The sequence below is a fragment of the Neisseria brasiliensis genome (genome assembly GCF_009671065.1).
Classification (GTDB): domain Bacteria; phylum Pseudomonadota; class Gammaproteobacteria; order Burkholderiales; family Neisseriaceae; genus Neisseria; species Neisseria brasiliensis.
On the sequence record NZ_CP046027.1, the window covers coordinates 1,028,198 to 1,048,747 of the forward strand.

Here is a 20,550-nt window from a genome sequence, read left to right on the forward strand (position 1 = left end):
GATTTGCGTGGTTTTTTCTATATGGCAAAACCAGGTAACAGGCCGTCTGAAACATGGTTTTTCAGACGGCCTCAAACCTCAATACTGATACGCCGACAATTTGCGTTTGATTTCCGGCAAAGCGGCGCGGGCGGCTTGTTCGCCCATTTGGATGGCGCGTTTTTTCTGGTCAAAGCCGCCGATGGAACCCAATTCCAACACCTGCGGCTTAATGACCACGCTGGCTTTGCCCAATTCGTTTTGCAGCGAGGTGGTGCTCATGATGTTGAGCGTTTGGTCGAGATACGAGAAGAAATCGCGGCTGACGTTTTTCACTGGTTTAGCGGAAATATCCACTGCAATCACAAAATTTGCGCCGCGGTTTTTGGCAGCGGTTACCGGCACGGGTTGCGACAAACCGCCGTCAACATAGCGTCGGCCGCCGATAACCACAGGCTGGAACACGTTCGGAATCGAAGCCGAGGCGCGCACGGCTTGACCGGCATTGCCACGGCTGAACTCCACCGCTTTGCCGCTTTCAAAATCGGTGGCCACGGCGGCGAATTTGCGTGGGAAGCGTTCCATCGGTTTGTCGCCGACTTTTTGATTGATGTAGCTTTGCAGTTTTTCGCCTTTGATGAAACCGCTGGTCGAGAGCGTTAAATCCACCAAATCGGTTTTGCCTAAAATTTCGGCTTCCAATTCCAAGCGGTCGGGCGACATGCCCGAAGCGTACAGGCTGCCGACAATCGAGCCTGCCGATGTGCCGCTCACGACATGCACGGGAATGCCGTTTTCCTGCAAGACTTTGATGATGCCGATGTGGGCAAAGCCTTTCGATGCACCGCCGCCGAGTGCCAAACCGATAACGGCTTTGGGTTTGGCTTTGACAACGGGTTTCGGCGTGGCCACCGGTTGGTTTTTCGGCGAATCGGTGGTACAGGCGGCTAAAGCCAGCGCGCCGGCAGACAGCAACACATAACGGAATGCGGTAGGGAACAGGTTCATGATTTCAGACGGCCTTTTGATGAATAATCCAGTCGTAGTGGAAAATGAAATTATGGCACAATACGAAAATGCCGTCTGAAAATTAATCTAAATTTTCAGACGGCATTTTATTTGATGCTTAAAGACTTTAGCTTTGGTGCCATTCCACGTTTTCACTCAAGAAACCGCCGCTTTGGTGTGACCATAATTTGGCATACAAACCATTTTTAGCCAGCAATTCGGCGTGTGAGCCTTCTTCGATGATGCGGCCTTTGTCCAGCACAATCAGGCGGTCCATCGCGGCGATGGTGGATAAGCGGTGGGCAATGGCAATGACGGTTTTATTCTCCATCATTTTATCGAGGCTTTCCTGAATCGCCACTTCCACTTCAGAATCCAACGCGCTGGTGGCTTCATCAAGCAACAGAATCGGCGCATCTTTCAGCATCACGCGGGCGATAGCAATGCGTTGGCGTTGGCCGCCGGAAAGTTTCACACCGCGCTCGCCGACGTGGGCATCGTAGCCGCGGCGGCCTTTGGCATCGGAAAGATTGGGAATGAAGTCGGCCGCTTCGGCACGCTCGGCGGCTTGGTACATTTCTTCATCGCTGGCATCAGGGCGGCCGTAGATGATGTTGTCGCGCACGGAGCGGTGCAGCAACGATGTGTCTTGTGTTACCAAGCCGATTTGCGCACGCAGGCTTTCTTGGGTGACGTCGTTTACATTCTGACCGTCAATCGAAATGCTGCCGCTTTGCGGTTCGTAAAAGCGCAACAGCAGATTGACGATGGTCGATTTGCCCGCACCGCTGCGGCCGATTAAACCGACTTTCTCACCCGGCTTGATGGTCAGGTTAAAACCATTGAGCAACGGTTTGCCGGTTTCATAAGAGAAATCGACATGCTCGAATTTAATCTGGCCATGATCGACTTTAAGCGGCAGCGCTTTGGGTTTGTCGAGAATGGTGTGCGGCTTGGTCAGGGTCGACATGCCGTCGTTGACGGTACCGATGTTTTCAAACAGGCGCGCCGATTCCCACATGATGTATTGCGACAAACCGTTGACGCGCAGAGCCATGGCGGTGGCAGTGGCTACCGCACCCACGCCGACCGAGCCTTGCTGCCACAACCAAATACCCAAAGCGGCAGTGGAAAGCGTCAGCGCGGTGTTCACGAGGAAGCTGCAAGTGTGCAGCAACGTGGTCAAACGCATTTGCGCGTGAACCGTCACCATAAATTCCTGCATCGACTGCTTGGCATACGCCGCTTCACGCGCGCCGTGGGAAAACAGTTTGACGGTGGTGATGTTGGAATAGGCATCGGTGATGCGGCCGGTCATCAGGCTGCGGGCATCGGCTTGGGCGGCGGCGGTTTTGCCCAGCTTGGGAATCAGGAAACGCATCACCAGCGAGAAGCCGATAATCCAACCGAGAAACGGCAGCAGCAAGCGTGAATCGAGCGCCACCAAAATCACGCCGGAAGTGATGAAATACACCAGCACATACACCACCATATCGGCAATGGTCATCACGGCATCACGCAAGGCCAGTGCGGTTTGCATCACCTTGGCCGACACGCGTCCGGCAAATTCATCTTGGTAAAAACCCAAGCTTTGATTGAGCATCAGGCGGTGGAAATTCCAGCGCAAACGCATCGGGAACACGCCTTGCAGCGTTTGCAGGCGCAGGTTGGATGCAAAAAACGTCCACACCATCGAAAACAGCATCATCGCCACCATGCCCGCCAGCGCCCAGCCTTTTTCGGCAAACAGCGTTTCGGGTGTGTATTGGCCGAGCCAATCAACGACCTTACCCATAAATTGGAACAGCAAGGCTTCCATCACGCCGATCACTGCCGTCGCCAACGCCAGCACCACTATCCATTTGCGCACGCCGTCGATGCTGCTCCAAATGAAACGCCACAAGCCCTTTTCCGGCGTGGTGGGCGCATCGGCCGGATAGGGATCGATACGCGATTCAAACCATGAAAATATTTTATTAATCATCTTGTTATGTGTTTTTTGAAAATCAAATGTTTCAGACGGCCTTTGCAATAGAGCAGGCCGTCTGAAACATTTTGAGAAAAAGTTTTAGAACATGTCTGTGAAAACGATATGGGTAATTTTACTGGAAAAACAAGGCCAAGGCAAATGTTTTACCCGAAACCACACATCAATCATAGTGCTCATATCGGCGCGGATAAGCCGGATAGCCTGCCGGATAACCCACCGGCGTGCTGTCTTGATAGATCACGGTTGTGCCCGGCGGCGCATTGACGTTAACGGTTTTGTGAATCACCGTTTCCGAACGCATCGGCAAATCAAGCACGGCGGTGCGGCCGTAGGGCGTTTCGTGGTACACGCAGCCGCTGAGTAAAATGAGTGTGGTGAACAAATGCGGTTTCATGATTTGGCTCTAAGCGAAAATGAAAAGATTAAAAAGGCCGTCTGAAGAACGATTTTTCAGACGGCCTGCCATTACTTCAGCAAATTCTTCAAGGCCAAACGCACGCCTTCGCCGACGTCGGTGCCTTTCGGAATGCCTTTTACCGCCGCTTTGGCTTCGCGCTCATTGTAGCCCAAGGCCAGCAGCGTGCTGACAATATCGTCGGTTTCGTCTGCGCTCGGAGCTGGGGCAAACAGGCTGTCTGAAATATTTTCCGACACCAATTTTCCGCGCAATTCCAACACCATGCGCTCGGCGGTTTTCTTGCCGATACCGGGCGCGGAAGACAGACGTTTCACGTCTTCTTCGGCCACGGCTTGTGCCAATTCGTCGGCATTCATGGCCGATAAAATGCCCAAAGCGGTTTTGGCACCGATGCCGCTCACTTTCACCAATTGCCGGAAAGTCGCCCGCTCGGCTGCGGTGGCAAAACCAAACAGCAAATGCGCATCTTCACGCACCACCAATTGGGTATAAAGCTGCACGGTTTCATTCAACGCAGGCAGGTTGTAAAAAGTTTGCATCGATACATCGACTTCATAGCCGACGCCGTTAACATCAATGACGATTTGCGGCGGCTGTTTTTCGATGAGTTTGCCGGTGAGTCTGCTGATCATAAAAAGCTCTGGGTTAAGTGGAAAAGGCCGTCTGAAATCGGCAAGTTGGATATGCCTACCGACTGATTGGAGTTTACTTTTCCGCCGTGTTGGCCGACCGGCAGAAAACATCTTTTATTTTATCAAATTTTCTGATACGCCGTTGCTCTGTTCCTCATCAAAGCGGCTGCCGATAAAAATAATCTTCTCAACAAACCACCTTTTGTCGCGAAAAAATACCTTCCATTTATATTCAAATAATTTAAAACTGCAAAATTTATTGCCTAATAGTTATGTTTTAAATTTATAAATTCATGTTTTATATTAAATTGGAACTATTACTTTAATATTCAATCGAACTCAAGATAGTTCGATTTTGGTCGGATTCTTCACTTCTATATGTACCTTAATGAAAGGATGATTTATGGCCGCAAACACCAGCACCCGCCTGCAAATGATTTTTGATATGTACGGCGTGGACATTGCAAAATTAAATCCGTCTGCTCCGGCTGAAAATGAAACCGGCAGAAATATTCCCGATATTCCTGTGCTTGATTTTAGTGATGGTCAACCATTCGTTCCCGATCCAACCTACGGCGATTTTATGCCTGTAGATGTTGAGCGGCCTGATGGCTCTGCAAACCATGGTCAACCTGATATTCCAGTTCTCGATTTTAGCGATGGCCAGCCTTTTGTTCCCGACCCGATTTACGGCGATTTTATGCCGGTAGATGTTGAACGGCCCGATGGCTCTGCAAACCACGGCCAGCCTGATATTCCGGTAGTTGATTTTAGCGACGACCAACCTTTTGTTCCCGACCCGACTTATGGTGATTTTATGCCGGTGAATGTTGAGCGGCCTGATGGCGCCGAAAATACGGTTGGCGATTATCCGGCATTTATCTACGATCCTGTTTACGGTGAATTTATGCTGACCAACTTAGAGCGCCCGCAAAAAGACGCTTATGTCGATTCCATTTTGGATAGCGAAGCTGAGCAACTGCCAGGCGCGGACAGTGTATTTTCGCAACCTGCGGCCACGGAAACCGGCTCCAGCGCCATCGGAGCGAACCTACTCAATACCCCTTACGAAGATGACACGGCCACCATTGCCGCTGCAAATGCTGCCATCGTGTAATCGGTTTAATACGACGTAAAAGGCCGTCTGAAAACAATATTTTTCAGACGGCCTAATCCTTTTTTCTATTTCATCATCAATTTTCTTCCAGCAACACCACCGTCAATTCCCGCTCCGGTTCGCTGGCCAGTTGCTTAGGCAAGGCTTTATTTACTTGGCGGATATCACGCAAAAATTCGCGCTCTACATATTGCACACGCTGGGTCAATTTATCGTGCAGCAAACCGGCTTTAACCGCCAAATGCGTGGTCCAAGTATTCTGCGGCGTAGCAGCAGTATCGGCTTTACCTTGCTGTTGTAATTCAACGATGTATTCTGCCGTCTCGCTGTCGAAACCGGACACCACCAAGTGCCGCGCCAGCTCATTTTGATAATACAGCGGATTGATTTCCTGACGGCGAAATTGTTGGTTTACGGCTTCAAATTCAGCCAAGGTCAGGTGGTAAATACTAAACGATAGCATCGGTTATCCCATGAAAAACGGCCTGCTATGAAAACAGGCCGTCTGAACGATTAAATTGCTGAATCTACGCTGCTGTATGCCAAGCTGCGGACACGGGTTTCGGCTTCATCCGCACGCTCTTGTGCGGTAAACGGACCCATGCGCACCACGTATTCATGGCTGCGTTTTTCAACCGCCATTTTCGGGCTGGTCAAAGAAGAAGCCAGCTGTTCGGTTGTGCGGTTGATGTAGGCTTGTGCATCACGCTCGGTACCGAAGGCTTTTAAATCCACATAGATTTCTTGAACCGGTGACAAGGCAGCAATAGCGGCCGGCGCAGTGTTTTTCGGAGTAACGGCTTTAGGTGCGGCAGCTTGTTGGGTTTTCACACCCGGCACAATTTGCTCGATTTTCACATGAGCTGTGCCTTGGTTAATGAAACCAAGTTTCTGCGCGGCGGCTTTGGATAAATCCATCACGCGGTTGCCGTGGAATGGGCCGCGGTCATTCACACGCACAATTACGCTTTTGCCGTTGCGGGTGTTGGTCACTTTGGCGTAGCTCGGAATCGGCAGGGTGCGGTGGGCGGCAGTCATGGCGTGCATGTTGTAGCGCTCGCCGCTGGCAGTTTTGCGGCCGTGGAATTTGCCACCATACCAAGAAGCGTTGCCGCTTTGGCTGAACGACGATACTTTAGTCATCGGTTGGTAACGTTTGCCTGCTACTTTGTAGCTGCGGTTGGCAGAAGGGTGCAGTTTCTCAGCACGCACGATGGTGTCTTGCTGGGTGACGATGATTTCGTTAGCCTGCTTGGCCAACAATGCACCTTTGGCGGTTTGCGCCGATGCGTTACCGATTGAGAAAACGCCGATGGCAACTGCCGTCAGCGTGGCGAATAAAGTATGGTGGCTAAAAGTCAAAACAAAATCCATTCTTGAGTTAATCACGCAAAGCGCCGATGTTTTCAAGAAAACATCGACACTTAAATCACGATTGTTCAGACGGCCTGTTGATTACATCCCGCCCTGATAATCGTTTTGCCGCCATGCTTCAAACAGCATCACAGCAACAGTGTTAGATAAATTCATGCTGCGACTATCCGGCAGCATAGGCAAGCGAAGCTTTTGCTCGGCTGGCAGGGTATCGAGGATTTCCGCCGGCAAACCGCGCGTTTCAGGGCCAAATAAAAACACATCGCCCGGCCGGAATTCGGCTTTGTCGGGGCGGGTTTTGCCTTTGGTCGTCAACGCGAAAATGCGGCGGCCTTCAAGCGCTTTCAAGCAGGCTTCGAAATCTTCGTGTACCGTCAGTTTTGCAAACTCATGATAATCCAAACCCGCGCGCTTCATTTTGGTGGAATCGAGCGGGAATCCGAGTGGTTTGACTAAGTGTAATTCCGCGCCGGTATTGGCGCACAATCGGATGATATTACCCGTATTCGGGGGGATTTCAGGTTGATACAAAACAATAGTAAACATATAAATCAGTCACTTAGCAGTCAGACAAGATGCCACAGCATCGTGGCGGTGTCAAAATTTTTAGTTATTTTTTCAATTGCGAACGCGCCAAACACCAGCAATAAACCGCGCTTGCGCCCGATGCTTTCAGCATTTTCGCCAATTCGTTTAATGTTGCAGCGGTGGTCACCACATCATCAATTAACAATATCTTACAATTTTTAGGCAAGGGCTTGTTTAGCTTGAAGATGTTACGTACATTGCGGCGGCGTTCATCGCTTTTGAGCGTGCTTTGCGGCGGTTTGTGGGCGCGTTCGACGGTTTGGCGGGGCAATACTTGCCAGCCATATTCGCGCGCCAAACTTTCGGCCAATTCTTCGCTTTGGTTGAAGCCACGATAAAGCCGTCTAGCCTTGCTCAACGGCATGGGCAGCACGCAATCAATCTCAGCGGTATCCAGCCAATCGGGCGCATGGCGGCGCATTAAATCCGCCAACGGCCGCCGCATGCTCATGTCGCTCAAATGCTTAAACTGATGCACCATGCCGCTGACCGGCGCTTCATAATACACCGAAGCCCACATCCGCTCAAATTTCGGCGGCTTTTTCTGGCATTGCCCGCACACCGCCCCACCGATAACCTGCCGGAAACACAAAGGACAGCTGTTGGCCGCATCAGTAAAGTGTTCCGCCAAATCAGCCAAACAGCCGCTACACAGGCCGTCTGAAGCGGAATCGTGGCATAATACGCAGCGATGGGCGCGCCACCACGAGCGTTGTTTCATTCTGCGCCAAAAAGAAAGAACATCCATGCCACACTCTGCGAAAAAAGTTTATCTGATTCACGGCTGGGCGGCCAACCGCCACGTTTTCGACGATTTCATACCGCGTTTGCCGCACGATTGGGAAATGCACGCGCTGAACCTACCCGGCCACGGCGATGCGCCTTTTGCCGATGATTTCGACATTGCCTCCATCGCCGACCATTACGCCGCACAAATCGACACACCGGCGCACATTCTCGGCTGGTCGCTCGGCGGCTTGGTTGCGCTTTATCTGGCCGCACGCCACCCCGACAAAGTGAAATCGCTGTGTCTCACCGCCAGCTTTGCCAAATTCACCGCCGAAGCCGATTATCCCGAAGGCTTGAGCAATCCTGCTTTGGCGAAAATGGTCGGCGCGTTTCAGCAGGATTATGCCAAACATATCAAACAGTTTCTACAATTACAATTACTGCACACACAAAATGCCGACACCATCTTGCACAAAGTATTGCCCGATTTAATCCGCCACGGCGCACCACAAGCCCTACAAGCCGCCTTAGATGCGGTCAACCGCGCCGATGCACGACCTTTTTTAGCGCACATTCAGCAGCCTGTGTTGCTGGTTTACGGCCAAAAAGACGCGATCACCCCGCCGCGCATGGGCGAATACTTACACCGCCATCTGCCCGACAGCCGCCTGCATCTCATTGAAAAAGCTGCTCACGCGCCGTTTCTCAGCCATGCTGATGAGTTTGCCGATGTATATCAACGCTTTATCGAGGCCGTCTGAAATGAATCAAGAACCACGCTGGCAAATCCACCGCCACCTTGCCCAACAAACCGATGAACGCTTGGCATTGGTGCGCCACATCCCGCAACACATCCTGCTGGTCGGTGCCGATGCCGACATCAGCCGCAGCCTGCTGGCCGCGCGTTATCCCAAAGCCACCTTCAGCGAATACGACCCGCGCGCCGACTTTCTTCAGACGGCCGCTGCCGAGCGCAAAAGCGGCTTCTGGCAAAAACTCACCGGCAAACAGATTGAGCAATATTGCCAACCGCTAAGCCAAGTCTTACCCGAAGCCGCCGCCGATATGCTGTGGGCCAATCTCAGCCTGCCCACCGCCACCGAACCGCTGCCCGCCATCTTCCAAAACTGGGCAAGCGCCTTGAAAACCGACGGTTTGCTGTTTTTCACCCACTTCGGCCGAGACACCTTAGCCGAACTCACAGGCCGTCTGAACGCCGCCGGCATTGCCTGCACCGCGCCAATCTTTATGGACATGCACGACATCGGCGATATGCTCGCCGACAACGGCTTCTACGACCCCGTGATGGACACCGCCAAACTCGATTTGAGCTATCGCCAAGCCGCCACCTTTTGGCAGGACATGGACACCTTAGGCATTTGGCAGGCGCTGCAATTTACCCATCCGCAAGCCGTCAAAGATTGTGTGAACCGGATTTTTGCCGAAGAAGGCCATCTGAACATCACGCTGGAAACGGTGTACGGCCATGCGGTGAAAAAACTGGCTTTGCCGCAGGGGGAAAGTTTGGTGCAGTTTTATTCTAAGGGGTAGGTTGTTGATTGGTTTTGGATAAGGAAAGGCCGTCTGAAACAATATTGTTTCAGACGGCCTTGTTTCAAACTATCGATGATTCTTTTAACACTATCTTTCCAACCGTATTATCCATACGATAACGGCTGATTTCACCACGTACAATTAAATCAGCCGCTTGTTCAATCACATCTAAATCGACATCAAACCATTCAGAAGGGGTGTATTGCTTGCCATCCTTTCCAACCAGCTTAAGGTTTAATCTTTGGCCGGCAAAAAATGCATGAATCAGCCGCTCAAAGGTATGCGGATTGATATTACGGCACTCAAAACTCAATACCGGTCGGACTGGGCTTTCTAAAAAAGCAATGTCGTTTTCAGCATTTGCAATCCTATCTTCCACCGTACCCGTGGTAAAACCGATTTTGTACAAATTTTTAAACCGTGCAAGCTCAGGTTTCGGTGAAATAGCTTTCAATACATACAAATAGCCTGTTATTAAATCTTCTTTAGATGATGATTCCAGGCCGTCTGAAAATTCGATTGTTTCATGCAATATGATTTTACGTCCGTTTTCATCTTTATACACTGCACGCGCCAGAGAACGGGTAAGAATATCGGTTTCAGTGCCATTTTCATAAACCACTCTTAAACGCAGGTTAGTACGCGGACTTTGTCGTGCTTCTGTCTCCGCATAACCTGCGATATAACACAACACACCACCCAATAAAAACGCATCACCCGGTTGCAAAAAGGTTTCCGTTTTCAGCCGTTCCATGTGTGCCGTGCCGTTTTGAAGCGCAGCATGTATTTGTTTGAACCATGCTTCAAACCGCCAAAAATCTTTACATGGCCGCCGTTGAGCAGTTTCTTCCCCTGCATAGGGTTTACTGCTGTTATCACGCACGTGGCGGATATGAAAAATTTCGGTATTGCCGGTATCGAGCAAACCCAATGTATCGTTAGCGAAAATATCATCTAAACTTTGTACTTGCATGGCTGCTTGCTGCACCACAGTTTCATCAGATGGCTTCTCAGAGATTAAATTCAATTCATCTCCTGCCAGTAGAATTTCCCTGTGTTCCTTATTATCCAAAGCTGCCTGCCATTTTCTGGCCAAACGTTTTTCATCAAGTGCTCCCTGCGTATCAGGAAGTTTGCCATGCCGTCTGAAAAAATCAGCAATTTCGCTATAAAGCGAATGCAAAAGCTGATGATTGGTAGCCGCTTTTTGTACCGCTTTCACATCCTTCAGCAAACCCAATTCATCATTATCAAAAATATCCTTCAAGCTGCGTGGTGCATGGCGGAGGCGCATTCCGCTTAATTCCATCACTCACCTCCTGCCAATCGTTGTGCTTTTTTATTGCGGATATAAGCTAAAGCTTCAGCCATACGTTTTTCCAACACATCTTCCGCTTCCAATGAAGGATGCCGCCCATTATGTGTCTGCACAAATTCTTGAATGCGCGGCCACAACATCACTGCTTCCTCTTCGCTCATTTGGATACGGCTGGCCTGCACATGGTTTTGAATAGCTTTCAGCAATTCACTGTCGACATTTTTCGAAAGCACTTCATATGCCTGCTGAAAAGGATTAACTTCCCGAATCAAATCAATATTGAGCTTATCCACATTCACAAATTTTTCGCCAAGCTTAATAAACTGATTATTCAGGGCTTTGATTTCACCCGAATGTTTATTTTGCACTTGTGCACCTGCCGGAAGATTACGCTCGGCAATGATTTCCTCCGGTTTCAGACGGCTTTTTTCTTCATCGCTTAAGGTTTCCATATCCACAAACAGATTTCCGATTTGCACAAAACGGCCTTCATTTTCAACTTGTGCATCATCCGGCAAGCTGTCGCCTGCTACCAAACCACCGCTGCCATTGGCCACCATAATGGTCAAAACACCTTGTACAATCTGTTCCTGCTCTTCTTCAGTGGCATCAGGATAACGTTTAGCCACAATTTGAGGCAGCAGCACTTCATTTACCGTTTGTGCAGGCGCATTTTGATTGACATAACTTTTGGCTGCCTCTGGATTTTGCGTAAGCGTGGCAATGATATCGGTACCGTCACTATTTAAAATATCCACTACCTTTTTGGAAACCGATACAGCAGTATCATCCACCATCACCGTACCGACCGGCAGAATTTCACCTTCAACCATATCGGAGCGGCGGCGGAAAGTAATATTGGGCGCTAACACTTGCTCCATCAGCAACGAAAGCGTAATGGCTTTCAAAAGATTGTTTACCGATGCTTTCACATCTTCATCGGCCGCATCGGGCTGGGCAATTAAGTTGGTAAATTGTGCATGACTTTTGCCTTCGCAATCACGGGTGGCACGGCCGATAATTTGCACCACTTCCGTCATCGAACTGCGGTAACCGATGGTCAACACGTGCTCGCAAAACGGCCAATCGAAACCTTCTTTCGCCATGCCCAAAGCAACGATAATATCCACATCATCACGATTTTTGGCACGCCGCAGATAATCCTGTATCAAAGCACGGTCAGACATTTTGCGGTCATCTACCAAATCAGCTAATTTCAGCAAGCGGCCGTCTGAAGTTTGTACCGTAATGATGCCGGTATCGCGGTCTTTGCCCACAAATTCGCCCAGCACGCTAATAATATGGTCAACCGCCTCATATTTATCCACAGCAGCTTCGCCCGAATTCACATTCGGAATATGGATAATCGTTTTCTTCGTAGAATCCAACACTTCCTTAAGGGCATCCATATACCGCCCCTGATAGAAATGATAGCCTAAGCCCAATGATTTCAAATATTGATAGCCGTTGAGCTGTTCATAGTAGGTATAGGTTACTTTTTCAAATTTCGCCTCGGCCTCTTCAGTAAGAATCGGCACGGTATCGCCACGGAAATAAGAACCGGTCATCGCCACAATATGCGCCGACGATTCAGCCATCAATTTATCCAACACAGCGCCCAAACGGTTGCTTTCCTCCGCCGATACATGATGGAATTCATCCACCGCCACCAACACATCATCAAACGCTGTTACATCATTCAAGGCATCAAAAGCAAAACGGAACGTAGCATGGGTGCAAACCAATACATCATCGTCTCCGGCCATAAAGCGTTTGAACGCATCCACCTTGCCTTTATCGCTTTCCGCACCGCCGCCGGTGCAGAGATTGTTTTCAGGTTTGACGCGCCAATCGGCCAAAAAACCGTGTGCACTTAAATCCGTATCGGCAAAAGAGCCACCGATAGACATTTCAGGCACGGCAATAATCGCTTTTTTGATGCCTTGATTGATGAGTTTGTCCAAAGCCAAAAACATCAGCGCACGCGATTTACCCGATGCGGGCGGCGCTTTGAGCAACAGATATTGCGCATCACGTTTGGCAAATGCTTTGGCCTGCATTTCGCGCATACCCATATTATTTTGCTGCGTACTCGCGCCCGTTTGCGCGTATTGGACGTTTAGAAGTGAGACAGTCATGTTGTTTTCCTTTTATGTCGGCAGAGACGAACCGCCACGTTGTTCCTATCGTGTGAATTACGGTAGATTAAGGCCGATTTTTCAGTGTTTTTTCGCGGCCGTTTTTTCTGCCCCAATCAACTTTTCATACAGGCCAAACAGAAATTTCACTCGTTCAAGGCCGTCTGAAAAAGGTTGCGGACGGTAAAGCCTGTCGACTGCTTCATCCAGTGCACGGTGTGCAGCGCGTAAAGAATCGGGCATTTTTTCAGGGTCGTACAGCTGCGCCAGTGTATGCGCAGGAAAATCATCGCGTGCTTCCAACACTGCTTCGGCCAATTCGGTGATTTTTGCCTGCTGTGCGGTAGAAACTTCAGGCCACGGGAAGGTGTTGTAAACAATAGTTCCTGAATAGTTAAAACGACTTTCCAAACGACCCGTTACTACCCGCATCCAATCATTGTGCATGGCTGAATTGAGAATACCGAATTCATAAAGGGTAGCGTTGGGAATCATTTGATTACGGTCAGTCGAAATCACATCACTGTTGAAAAAATCCATCGGTACATATTCACGGCGCTCCGATGAAACACGGGGGACGAGGATGTAGTTACCGGATTTTGGATGGCGGATTTCATCAAATAAATGTGGTGTCGCTGCTTTCTTTACTGTTGCTGCTTTTTTACTTGCCAGCCGTACAGATCGAACTCTCTCTACACGCTTAGCAATTTCAGGATATTTTTCAGGTAAGCCTTCCAACTCTTCCTTATCCATATCGCGCAACCAAATACACCAGCGTTCTTGGCCATTGATAAACTCTTCCGAACCAAGCAGTTTTTTAATCCATTTTTCTGCCTGTGGTTCAGCAGCAAGCAAGGCTTCTTTTTCGGCAGGGCTCAAAATCAGATTGCCGCCCTCAACAGGTTTGTTTCCGTAAACCATTGGGGAAACTTTGCCCAAAGGCGTTTCCCGTGCTGCCACGGCCAGATTGCTGCCTGCAATCAGATACGGGCTGATATTGGCCACATTTTGCGCGCGCCATTCTTGATCAACGAGTTTAAACAGTTTCATATCTTGCCCATCGCCATTCAGACGGCCTGTTTCTTCCTCTGAGCGTTGTTCCGGCACCAAACCGATAATCACCACATGCACAGCGGCTTTTGCTTTGGCATTATTGACCCACGGAAACGTTTGATAAGCAAAGCCGATACGTACATCTAAGGCAAAAACAGACGGCCACAATGTTGCCACTTGCTCCCCTTGGCTGATGGAGTTGGTCGAAACCAATGCAAGCTTGGCACGGCTGTTTCGAATATATTGCGCGCCCTTCCAAAACCAGCAGGTTACATAATCCAATACGCCATATTTTTTCCAGCCTGCAAACACCAAATCCATGTCTTCGTTTTGGCCTTTATCGCGGCTGTTGCTGCCACCAAACGGCGGATTGCCGACGATATAAACTTCGTCTTCCGACCTGTTAGCGCGCGGGCAGAAGCTTTCCCAGTCTTCACGCAATGCATTGGCCGCTTTAATGTTGCCACCGCTTTTTAAAGGCAGCGTAGGCAGGCTGTTGCCCAATTCATGCTCGTAAAGCAGATTCATTTGGTGTTCAGCCAGCCACAGGGAAAGCATGGCTATTTCGTGGGCGAAATCGTCAAGTTCGATACCATAGAATTGGTCAAGACGGATTTGGCTGTGAAACATGGCATTACTGTCTAAATCCTTAATCATCTTGAAAATTTGGATTTCCAGCTTACGCAATTCTTTATAAGCAATAATCAGAAAATTTCCCGAGCCGCAGGCAGGGTCGAATATTTTGACTTTACCCAAGCGCATGGCAAGGCTGTGTAAGGCTTTCAGACGGCCTTCTACACTGGAATAACGTTTGAAAATATCATCAAAGGCCGTCTGAAAACTGTCGAGAAACAGCGGCCGGATGGCTTTCATGATATTGGGTACGGATGTGTAATGCTGCCCCAAGCGGCTGCGCTGCGTAGGGTCAATCACACTTTGAAACATGGAGCCGAAAATATCGGGATTGATTTCCGACCAGTCGAGCTTGCTGCATTCAAGCAGCAAACGACGTGTGCGGACGGTAAAGGCAGGAATCGGTTCATCCGCGGCAAATAATCCGCCATTCACATAAGGAAAGGCCGCCAAATGCGCGGGCAGATGGCTGCGCTTACTACTTTCAGATGGCATATTCAAAACAGCAAAAAGACCGGATAGGATTTCGTCAATATTGCTGCCATCTGAAAGGCTGTGGCTTTCGATAAGCTTGGTGAAACTGTCTTTAGGGAAAATTTTGGTGTCTTCGGCAAAGAAACAGAATAAAAGCCGTGTCAGAAAAACATTAAGCGCATGAATATCTTCAGGCTTTTCCAGCGCGTTATTGAGGCGGATTTGGTCAAAGAGCCGCCCCATTTTTTCAGCGGCTTTGGTATCGGCCGGATTTTCGATGAAGTCTCCGCTTTTTTCCAAACCGGCCAAGGGTAAGAAAAAACCGTAGTTTTGTGCCAAATCGGCAAAAGCGCATTCGAGCGTATCATCAACCTTGGTATCATAAGCGGCAAAGTTTTGATAGTCGGTCGTGATGAAAAAGCGGATTTTGTTTTTTGCGGCAGAGGACAATGACTTAAGCTTTTGCAGCTCGTCATATACATCGCTGCCTGCTTCTAATGGCTTGAAATAGATTTTATGGGATAAGGCCACTTCACCCAAAAGCGGCATATCGGCAACATTCACACCACCATTGTTTTGCAGTCTGGTTATGGTTGCCTTAGGAGTGTCGAATAGTCTTAGAAATTCGTAAATGAAATTAGATGATTCGGCTCGGCTCGGCTCGGCTCGGCTCGGCTCGGCTCGGCTCGGCTCGGCTCGGCTCGGCTCGGCTCGGCTCGGCTCGGCTCGGCTCGGCTCGGCTCGGCAGTTATTTTAATTAACTGATCATATAATTTGGTGAGATTTACAGCCATTTTCTGGATTTCCTATTGTATTTGTTGCATTTTTTCTACTTAGGCCGTCTAAAAACGCCAGCCTTTCAGACGGCCTTTCTTCAACTCAACACTTACCCAATCCGCTTAAACGGCGGCAAACAAGCCAAGAGTTGCTGGCCGTATCGTTGGGTTTTCACGCGGTTGTCGAGAATGGTGACGCGGCCGTAGTCTTGTTCGGTGCGGATCAGGCGGCCGACGGCTTGGACGAGTTTGATGCTGGCTTCGGGCACGGTGATCTCGATGAAGGGGTTGCCGCCGCGCTGTTCGATCCAGCGGTTTTGGGTTTTTTCAATCGGGTTGTCGGGCATGGAAAACGGCAGTTTGGCGATGATGACCTGTACGCAGGCTTCGCCGGGTAAATCGAGGCCTTCGGCGAAACTGTCGAGGCCGAAGATGATGCTGGCTTTGCCTTCGCTCAAGGCTTGGTAGTGGCGTTGCAGCAGCACGGTTTTGGGCAATTCGCCCTGTATCAGCAGCAGGGGCAGGTATTCTTCAGGCAGGCGTAGGGCGACGTCTTGCATTTGTTTGCGCGAGGAAAACAATACCAGCGTGCCGATGGCTTGGTCGGCGGCAATCAGCTTGGGCAGCCATTCGACGATGGCGGCGGTATGGGCATGGGGGTCTTTCGGGCTGGCGTAAATCGGCGGGATATAAAGCTCGCCCTGTGCTTCAAAGTCAAACGGGCTTTGCAGCGCGAGGGTGGTGGTTTGCGGGAACCAAATTAGACCGGTTTGGCGCAGCAGCAGGTTGAAATTGCCCAAAGATTGCAGGGTGGCGGAAGTCAACACCGCACCGGCGGCGCGGCGCCACAGGCTGTTGGCAAGGTGGCTGGCGCTGCTGATGGGGCTGGCGTTGAAAATGTAGTCGTTTTTGTCGTCCACGCGGCGGGTAATCCATTTGGCCAGTGGCTCTTCTTTTTCTTTCGGCACGGTGGAAAACAAATCCCACACGGCACCGATTTGTTCGATGCGGGCGACAAACAGGCCAAATTCGCTGCTTAGGCGGTCGATGAGCGCGCCGTCTTGCTCTTTGTCACGGCGACTGGCGGATAGGGCGTCGTTGAGACCGTAAACGTGTTTCAGCAGGCTGCGCGCGGCCACGCCGGTGTTGGACACCAACAATTCCAAATCTTCGGGGATTTTGCCGTCTTCCCACAGCCACATCGGTTCACTGCTTTTGCGGCCGGTATCGCTGTCGTATTCGCCGGCGTTGAGGCCGAGTTTGGGCTCTTCGGCAAGGTGGAATTGCCACTCGTGCAGGCTGTCGAGCAGCGACACGGCGGCTTCGTCGGCTAAGTTCGCCAGCTCGGTTTTGTCGGTGAGGGCGGCGATTTTATTAGTAATTTGCGGCAGTTTTTCCAAAGTCCACACGGCAGTGTTCCACGAATGCTCGGCGGCAAACTGGCTCAAGGCTTTTTTCGGCAGGTGATGTGCTTCGTCGATGCAGTAGAAACTGTTTTCCGGCGCAGGCAGAATCACGCCGCCGCCCATGCTGATGTCGGCCAGCAGTAAATCATGGTTGGCAACGACGACATCGACTGTTTCCAGCGTATCGCGTGCCAGATAAAACGGGCATTCGGCGCGGTTGGGGCAGGCCGCTTTCAGACAGCCGTGGCGGTCGTTGGTGACTTTAAACCAAATCACGTCATCGATTTTTTCCGGCCATGTATCGCGGTCGCCATTAAAGCGGCGCGCGCTGAATTCATCGGCCATTTCGCGCAAAAGCTGGATTTCTTCGGGCTTGGGTTTGCTGTCCCACAACACGGTGGGCGCTTCAAAGCCGAGCAGGTTTTGCTGCGCGTTGCCTTGGGTGAGTTGATAGAGTTTGTAGGGGCAAAGATAGCGACCGCGCCCTTTGACCAAGGCAAAGCTGAGCTCCAAACCGCTTTTTTCCACTAAAAACGGCAAATCGCGCTCGACCAGTTGTTCTTGCAAGGCTACGGTCGCGCTCGACACAATCAGCCGCTTGCCACGCGTTTGCGCCATGATGCCGCCGGCCAACAGGTAAGCCAGCGATTTGCCCACGCCGGTCGGCCCTTCAATCACGGCAATGCTCTCGCCTTCGCGCTGCGGTGCCTCACCGCCCTCTTCACGCGTCTGCGTGCGCGAAAAGGCATTGGCAATGGCCGCAATCATCTCCCGCTGCGAGGCGCGCGGACGGAAATGCGGTAGGCTTTTGCTGATGTTTTGGTAGTGGTCGCGAATAGCGTTTTTTTCTAAATCGGTGAGCATGAGGCCGTCTGAAAAGTTTTGGAAAATAAGGTGTTATTTTAGCATTTTTGCGAGTCAAGGGTTGTGGATAAGTGATGAGGCCGTCTGAAAGATTTCTATGCTTTCAGACGGCCTCATCAATGTAAAAACGAAACAATGGGCAGAATACTTTTCAGACGGCCTATTCGGCTTTTTTACCGTCAAACATCTGCCGCAAGCCCCGTTCTATGGTGTCGATTTGTTTGCGGTATTCACGGCAATCGCGGCACATCGACAAATGGATATGTACACGCAATCGCTGCTTGAAAGAGAGCGGGGTTTCATCGTGTTGCTGGGAGAGCAGGCGGGTGATCTGTTTGCAGTTTCTCATGGTGTTATCCTTGATTGAACCATTTGATTTGCAGGCATTGGCGCAAACCTTCTCGGGCACGGTGCATGATGGTGTGGTAATTGGCGGCAGACAGGCTGCATTGGGTACGGATTTCGGCGCTGTCTAAGCCGAGAATCTCTTTCATCATAAACACGCGTGCGGTGTTTTCGGGCAATCCGTACAAACATGCTTCCAACACGATGTAGAAATGTTTTTCATTCAGGCTTTGTTCGGGCGAACCCCAGCTACTCGGGCGGCCATGCGCCTGCCAATGGCCTTGGCTGTTGAACAAGCTGTCAAAGGCTTCATCAAGCATTTCTTCTTCGTGGCTGATAAACACGGCGCGCTGACGGCCACTTTGGCGCAAGCTATCGATAATTTTGTTTTTCAAAATGGCAAACAGCCAGCTTTTGACGTGTGCCTCGCCTTTAAAACTTTCTTCGGCACGATATGCTGAAAAAAAGGTTTCCTGCACCAAATCTTCAGCCAAGTCGGTTTGATCGGGCAACTGAATACAGGCAAAACGCACCAGATGACGGCGGATTTCATCGAGTTGACGCTGGCTTAAGCTGCTCAGGCTCATGGCTGCTGCTCCGCCAAAATACCTTCTGTATGCCATGTTTGCCAACGTGCCGCCAATTCTTCTGCCCAATGCGGATTTTCAGGCGGCATCCATTCGGCCAACATCGCTTGTAAATCAGCCAAATTCATCGGATTTTCCGATAAAGTTTGCAGCAATAGCGCGGTAAAATCATCGGCTTCACGATACCAAACCACATCTTGCGCATTACGCCACACCAGCATTGCAGTTTGGCGTTCACTCAAATCCTGATGCACTGCATAATCATAATGGCGCAAAAATGCTGCCTCCGACAAGGTATAAACCGCATCGGCATCATACGGGCGCATAGGTGCAATGATGGCGGTTTCTGTCAAAAGCTGGGTATGCTCAAAATCCATCAAGGCCAACATGCCGTCTGAAAATAAGTTGTGTTGGCGGCAGTATTGTAAAAATTCACCGGCAATTTCCTGAAAATAAGGCGATTGCGCCTGCCCTTCGCGGATAAACTGCATTTTAGCGGCCTGCCAGCTTTCAGCATCGCCATATTGCGGCGTTTCGGTATAGCAACGGTCGATAAAGCTGTGGATATTGTTGTGTACCAAACGCACATAAACAGCCAAACGTTGGCTGTCAAAATCCTGCGCGTTCCCATTCCCACCCGCCCGAATAGCGGCGGCAAAGCGTTGTTGGTATTCTGCGGACGTTTCAGACATGAATGTAAGCCTTTTGTGCGTTTTGCTGGTAACTGCGGATACGGCCGACTTCAGCCGTTAATTCTTCAAACGGCGGAAAATTAAAATCGCGCTCAAGTAAAGTGGGCGGAATTTGCGGCAATGCGGCATAAGTATCCGCCAATAAATCCCATACATTGCCGCACACAGGTGCACCGTGGGTATCAATCAACAAATCTTCTGCTTCTTGGTCATAGCCGGCAATATGGAGATAACAAACACGGCTTTTGTTGACTTGGGCCAGGAAATCGGCAGGCTGAAGCAAACCGTGATTCACCGCATTAACGTAAATATTATTCACATCTAAATGTATGCCGCAATCTGCTTCATCGGCTATGGCATTGAGAAATTCGACTTCATTCATTTCAGCCAAAGGGGAATGCAGGTAATACGAAGTGTTTTCCACCGCAATACGGCATCCGAGCATATCTTGCACCTGCTTTACGCGGGCGGCAGTGTGACGCACCATTTCTTCGGTAAATGGCAATGGCAGTAAATCATAAAGATGGCCGCCATCATGGCAATAACTCAAATGGTCGGAGAAAAAACGGCAGTCGTATTGCTGCATCATCTGTTTGATACCAGCAATCAAATCAATATCCAATGGGTCTTGCCCACCCAAAGAAAGCGACAATCCATGCAAAGCGAGCGGCAGCTTTTCTGCCACACTGTCAAATTGTTTGCGTGCATGGCCGCCCATTTTCAACCAATTTTCAGGGGCAGCTTCGATAAAGGCAATGGGACTATCATCAGGCAGATTGAGAAAATCTTCCGCCAAATCGCGGCGATAACCTAAGCCTGTGTATTGAATCATGATTTGTTGTTCCTATTATTTTCAGACGGCCGGTTTAATGTAA

20 protein-coding genes are annotated in these 20,550 nt (G+C 50.1%); 3 read left to right on the forward strand and 17 right to left on the reverse strand.

Features of this window, described 5'->3' with window-relative positions; genetic code table 11:
- Positions 1 to 78: 78 nt before the first annotated feature.
- From GJV52_RS05165 to ruvA, 4 genes are all read right to left on the reverse strand, one after another.
- A complete protein-coding gene (locus tag GJV52_RS05165; protein ID WP_095502834.1) occupies positions 79 to 987 on the reverse strand; it encodes a patatin-like phospholipase family protein in 909 nt (302 codons plus the stop codon).
- Positions 988 to 1,114: 127 nt separating this feature from the next.
- Entirely contained in the window at positions 1,115 to 2,971 is a 1,857-nt protein-coding gene (locus tag GJV52_RS05170; protein ID WP_100563722.1) for an ABC transporter ATP-binding protein, read from the reverse strand.
- A 166-nt stretch (positions 2,972 to 3,137) separates the two neighbouring features.
- Positions 3,138 to 3,374, reverse strand: coding sequence for a methionine-binding protein (locus tag GJV52_RS05175; RefSeq protein WP_095502833.1), 237 nt, complete (start codon positions 3,372 to 3,374; stop codon positions 3,138 to 3,140).
- A gap of 68 nt (positions 3,375 to 3,442) precedes the next feature.
- On the reverse strand, positions 3,443 to 4,027 hold the full coding sequence (ruvA, locus tag GJV52_RS05180) for a Holliday junction branch migration protein RuvA (RefSeq protein WP_095502832.1): 585 nt from the start codon (positions 4,025 to 4,027) through the stop codon (positions 3,443 to 3,445).
- A gap of 403 nt (positions 4,028 to 4,430) precedes the next feature.
- Between ruvA and GJV52_RS05185 the strand changes: the two genes are divergently transcribed.
- The gene (locus GJV52_RS05185) at positions 4,431 to 5,144 is read left to right on the forward strand and encodes a hypothetical protein (RefSeq protein ID WP_095502831.1); all 714 of its coding nucleotides are present in this window, start codon (positions 4,431 to 4,433) and stop codon (positions 5,142 to 5,144) included.
- 76 nt (positions 5,145 to 5,220) lie between these two features.
- On the opposite strand, the gene GJV52_RS05190 is transcribed toward GJV52_RS05185, so the two are convergent.
- The 4 genes from GJV52_RS05190 to GJV52_RS05205 form a co-directional block, all read right to left on the reverse strand.
- Positions 5,221 to 5,607 carry a hypothetical protein gene (locus GJV52_RS05190; RefSeq protein WP_095502830.1) on the reverse strand — a complete coding sequence of 129 codons (387 nt, stop codon included), beginning with the start codon at positions 5,605 to 5,607 and terminating at the stop codon, positions 5,221 to 5,223.
- Positions 5,608 to 5,657: 50 nt separating this feature from the next.
- Positions 5,658 to 6,506, reverse strand: a complete 849-nt coding sequence (locus GJV52_RS05195) for a septal ring lytic transglycosylase RlpA family protein (RefSeq protein WP_229436918.1) — start codon at positions 6,504 to 6,506, stop codon at positions 5,658 to 5,660.
- A 93-nt stretch (positions 6,507 to 6,599) separates the two neighbouring features.
- Positions 6,600 to 7,064, reverse strand: a complete 465-nt coding sequence (gene trmL / locus GJV52_RS05200) for a tRNA (uridine(34)/cytosine(34)/5-carboxymethylaminomethyluridine(34)-2'-O)-methyltransferase TrmL (protein WP_095502828.1) — start codon at positions 7,062 to 7,064, stop codon at positions 6,600 to 6,602.
- A gap of 64 nt (positions 7,065 to 7,128) precedes the next feature.
- Positions 7,129 to 7,854, reverse strand: coding sequence for a ComF family protein (locus tag GJV52_RS05205; RefSeq protein ID WP_095502827.1), 726 nt, complete (start codon positions 7,852 to 7,854; stop codon positions 7,129 to 7,131).
- On the opposite strand from GJV52_RS05205, the gene bioH reads away from it, so the two are divergent.
- A complete protein-coding gene (gene bioH / locus GJV52_RS05210; RefSeq protein ID WP_095502826.1) occupies positions 7,853 to 8,596 on the forward strand; it encodes a pimeloyl-ACP methyl ester esterase BioH in 744 nt (247 codons plus the stop codon). The genes GJV52_RS05205 and bioH overlap by 2 nt on opposite strands.
- A 1-nt stretch (position 8,597) precedes the next feature.
- Positions 8,598 to 9,386 (forward strand): class I SAM-dependent methyltransferase, encoded by a 789-nt coding sequence (locus tag GJV52_RS05215; protein WP_100563692.1) that lies wholly within the window; start codon positions 8,598 to 8,600, stop codon positions 9,384 to 9,386.
- Between the two features lie 64 nt (positions 9,387 to 9,450).
- Here GJV52_RS05215 and GJV52_RS05220 read toward each other — a convergent pair whose 3' ends face one another.
- From GJV52_RS05220 to GJV52_RS05260, 9 genes are all read right to left on the reverse strand, one after another.
- Positions 9,451 to 10,698, reverse strand: a complete 1,248-nt coding sequence (locus GJV52_RS05220) for a GIY-YIG nuclease family protein (protein ID WP_095501792.1) — start codon at positions 10,696 to 10,698, stop codon at positions 9,451 to 9,453.
- The gene (locus GJV52_RS05225; RefSeq protein ID WP_195690068.1) at positions 10,698 to 12,845 is read right to left on the reverse strand and encodes a DEAD/DEAH box helicase; all 2,148 of its coding nucleotides are present in this window, start codon (positions 12,843 to 12,845) and stop codon (positions 10,698 to 10,700) included. Before GJV52_RS05225 ends, GJV52_RS05220 begins: the two co-directional genes overlap by 1 nt.
- 81 nt (positions 12,846 to 12,926) lie before the next feature.
- Positions 12,927 to 15,638, reverse strand: a complete 2,712-nt coding sequence (locus tag GJV52_RS05230) for a class I SAM-dependent DNA methyltransferase (protein ID WP_154212864.1) — start codon at positions 15,636 to 15,638, stop codon at positions 12,927 to 12,929.
- The gene (locus GJV52_RS05235) at positions 15,623 to 15,799 is read right to left on the reverse strand and encodes a hypothetical protein (RefSeq protein WP_154212865.1); all 177 of its coding nucleotides are present in this window, start codon (positions 15,797 to 15,799) and stop codon (positions 15,623 to 15,625) included. Before GJV52_RS05235 ends, GJV52_RS05230 begins: the two co-directional genes overlap by 16 nt.
- Before the next feature lie 92 nt (positions 15,800 to 15,891).
- Positions 15,892 to 18,051 (reverse strand): ATP-dependent DNA helicase DinG, encoded by a 2,160-nt coding sequence (gene dinG / locus GJV52_RS05240; RefSeq protein WP_100563696.1) that lies wholly within the window; start codon positions 18,049 to 18,051, stop codon positions 15,892 to 15,894.
- Between the two features lie 160 nt (positions 18,052 to 18,211).
- Positions 18,212 to 18,400 (reverse strand): anti-sigma factor family protein, encoded by a 189-nt coding sequence (locus tag GJV52_RS05245; RefSeq protein ID WP_100563698.1) that lies wholly within the window; start codon positions 18,398 to 18,400, stop codon positions 18,212 to 18,214.
- Positions 18,401 to 18,404: 4 nt separating this feature from the next.
- Positions 18,405 to 18,983: a sigma-70 family RNA polymerase sigma factor gene (locus GJV52_RS05250; protein WP_100563700.1), complete on the reverse strand. Its 579-nt coding sequence runs from the start codon at positions 18,981 to 18,983 to the stop codon at positions 18,405 to 18,407.
- Complete coding sequence (locus GJV52_RS05255; protein ID WP_100563702.1) at positions 18,980 to 19,675, reverse strand: HvfC family RiPP maturation protein; 696 nt, start codon at positions 19,673 to 19,675, stop codon at positions 18,980 to 18,982. The genes GJV52_RS05250 and GJV52_RS05255 overlap by 4 nt, the downstream gene beginning before the upstream one ends.
- Entirely contained in the window at positions 19,668 to 20,507 is an 840-nt protein-coding gene (locus tag GJV52_RS05260; RefSeq protein ID WP_100563704.1) for an HvfB family MNIO-type RiPP peptide maturase, read from the reverse strand. Before GJV52_RS05260 ends, GJV52_RS05255 begins: the two co-directional genes overlap by 8 nt.
- Between the last annotated feature and the right edge of the window lie 43 nt (positions 20,508 to 20,550).

Excerpts from the sequence above, each read along its gene's own strand:
- GJV52_RS05165 (WP_095502834.1), bottom strand. The coding sequence starts at position 987 with ATGAACCTGTTCCCTACCGCATTCCGTTATGTGTTGCTGTCTGCCGGC.
- GJV52_RS05170 (WP_100563722.1), bottom strand. The coding sequence starts at position 2,971 with ATGATTAATAAAATATTTTCATGGTTTGAATCGCGTATCGATCCCTAT.
- ruvA (WP_095502832.1), bottom strand. The coding sequence starts at position 4,027 with ATGATCAGCAGACTCACCGGCAAACTCATCGAAAAACAGCCGCCGCAA.
- GJV52_RS05185 (WP_095502831.1), top strand. The coding sequence starts at position 4,431 with ATGGCCGCAAACACCAGCACCCGCCTGCAAATGATTTTTGATATGTAC.
- GJV52_RS05190 (WP_095502830.1), bottom strand. The coding sequence starts at position 5,607 with ATGCTATCGTTTAGTATTTACCACCTGACCTTGGCTGAATTTGAAGCC.
- trmL (WP_095502828.1), bottom strand. The coding sequence starts at position 7,064 with ATGTTTACTATTGTTTTGTATCAACCTGAAATCCCCCCGAATACGGGT.
- bioH (WP_095502826.1), top strand. The coding sequence starts at position 7,853 with ATGCCACACTCTGCGAAAAAAGTTTATCTGATTCACGGCTGGGCGGCC.
- GJV52_RS05205 (WP_095502827.1), bottom strand. The coding sequence starts at position 7,854 with ATGGATGTTCTTTCTTTTTGGCGCAGAATGAAACAACGCTCGTGGTGG.
- GJV52_RS05215 (WP_100563692.1), top strand. The coding sequence starts at position 8,598 with ATGAATCAAGAACCACGCTGGCAAATCCACCGCCACCTTGCCCAACAA.
- GJV52_RS05220 (WP_095501792.1), bottom strand. The coding sequence starts at position 10,698 with ATGGAATTAAGCGGAATGCGCCTCCGCCATGCACCACGCAGCTTGAAG.
- GJV52_RS05225 (WP_195690068.1), bottom strand. The coding sequence starts at position 12,845 with ATGACTGTCTCACTTCTAAACGTCCAATACGCGCAAACGGGCGCGAGT.
- GJV52_RS05235 (WP_154212865.1), bottom strand. The coding sequence starts at position 15,799 with ATGGCTGTAAATCTCACCAAATTATATGATCAGTTAATTAAAATAACT.
- dinG (WP_100563696.1), bottom strand. The coding sequence starts at position 18,051 with ATGCTCACCGATTTAGAAAAAAACGCTATTCGCGACCACTACCAAAAC.
- GJV52_RS05245 (WP_100563698.1), bottom strand. The coding sequence starts at position 18,400 with ATGAGAAACTGCAAACAGATCACCCGCCTGCTCTCCCAGCAACACGAT.
- GJV52_RS05250 (WP_100563700.1), bottom strand. The coding sequence starts at position 18,983 with ATGAGCCTGAGCAGCTTAAGCCAGCGTCAACTCGATGAAATCCGCCGT.
- GJV52_RS05255 (WP_100563702.1), bottom strand. The coding sequence starts at position 19,675 with ATGTCTGAAACGTCCGCAGAATACCAACAACGCTTTGCCGCCGCTATT.
- GJV52_RS05260 (WP_100563704.1), bottom strand. The coding sequence starts at position 20,507 with ATGATTCAATACACAGGCTTAGGTTATCGCCGCGATTTGGCGGAAGAT.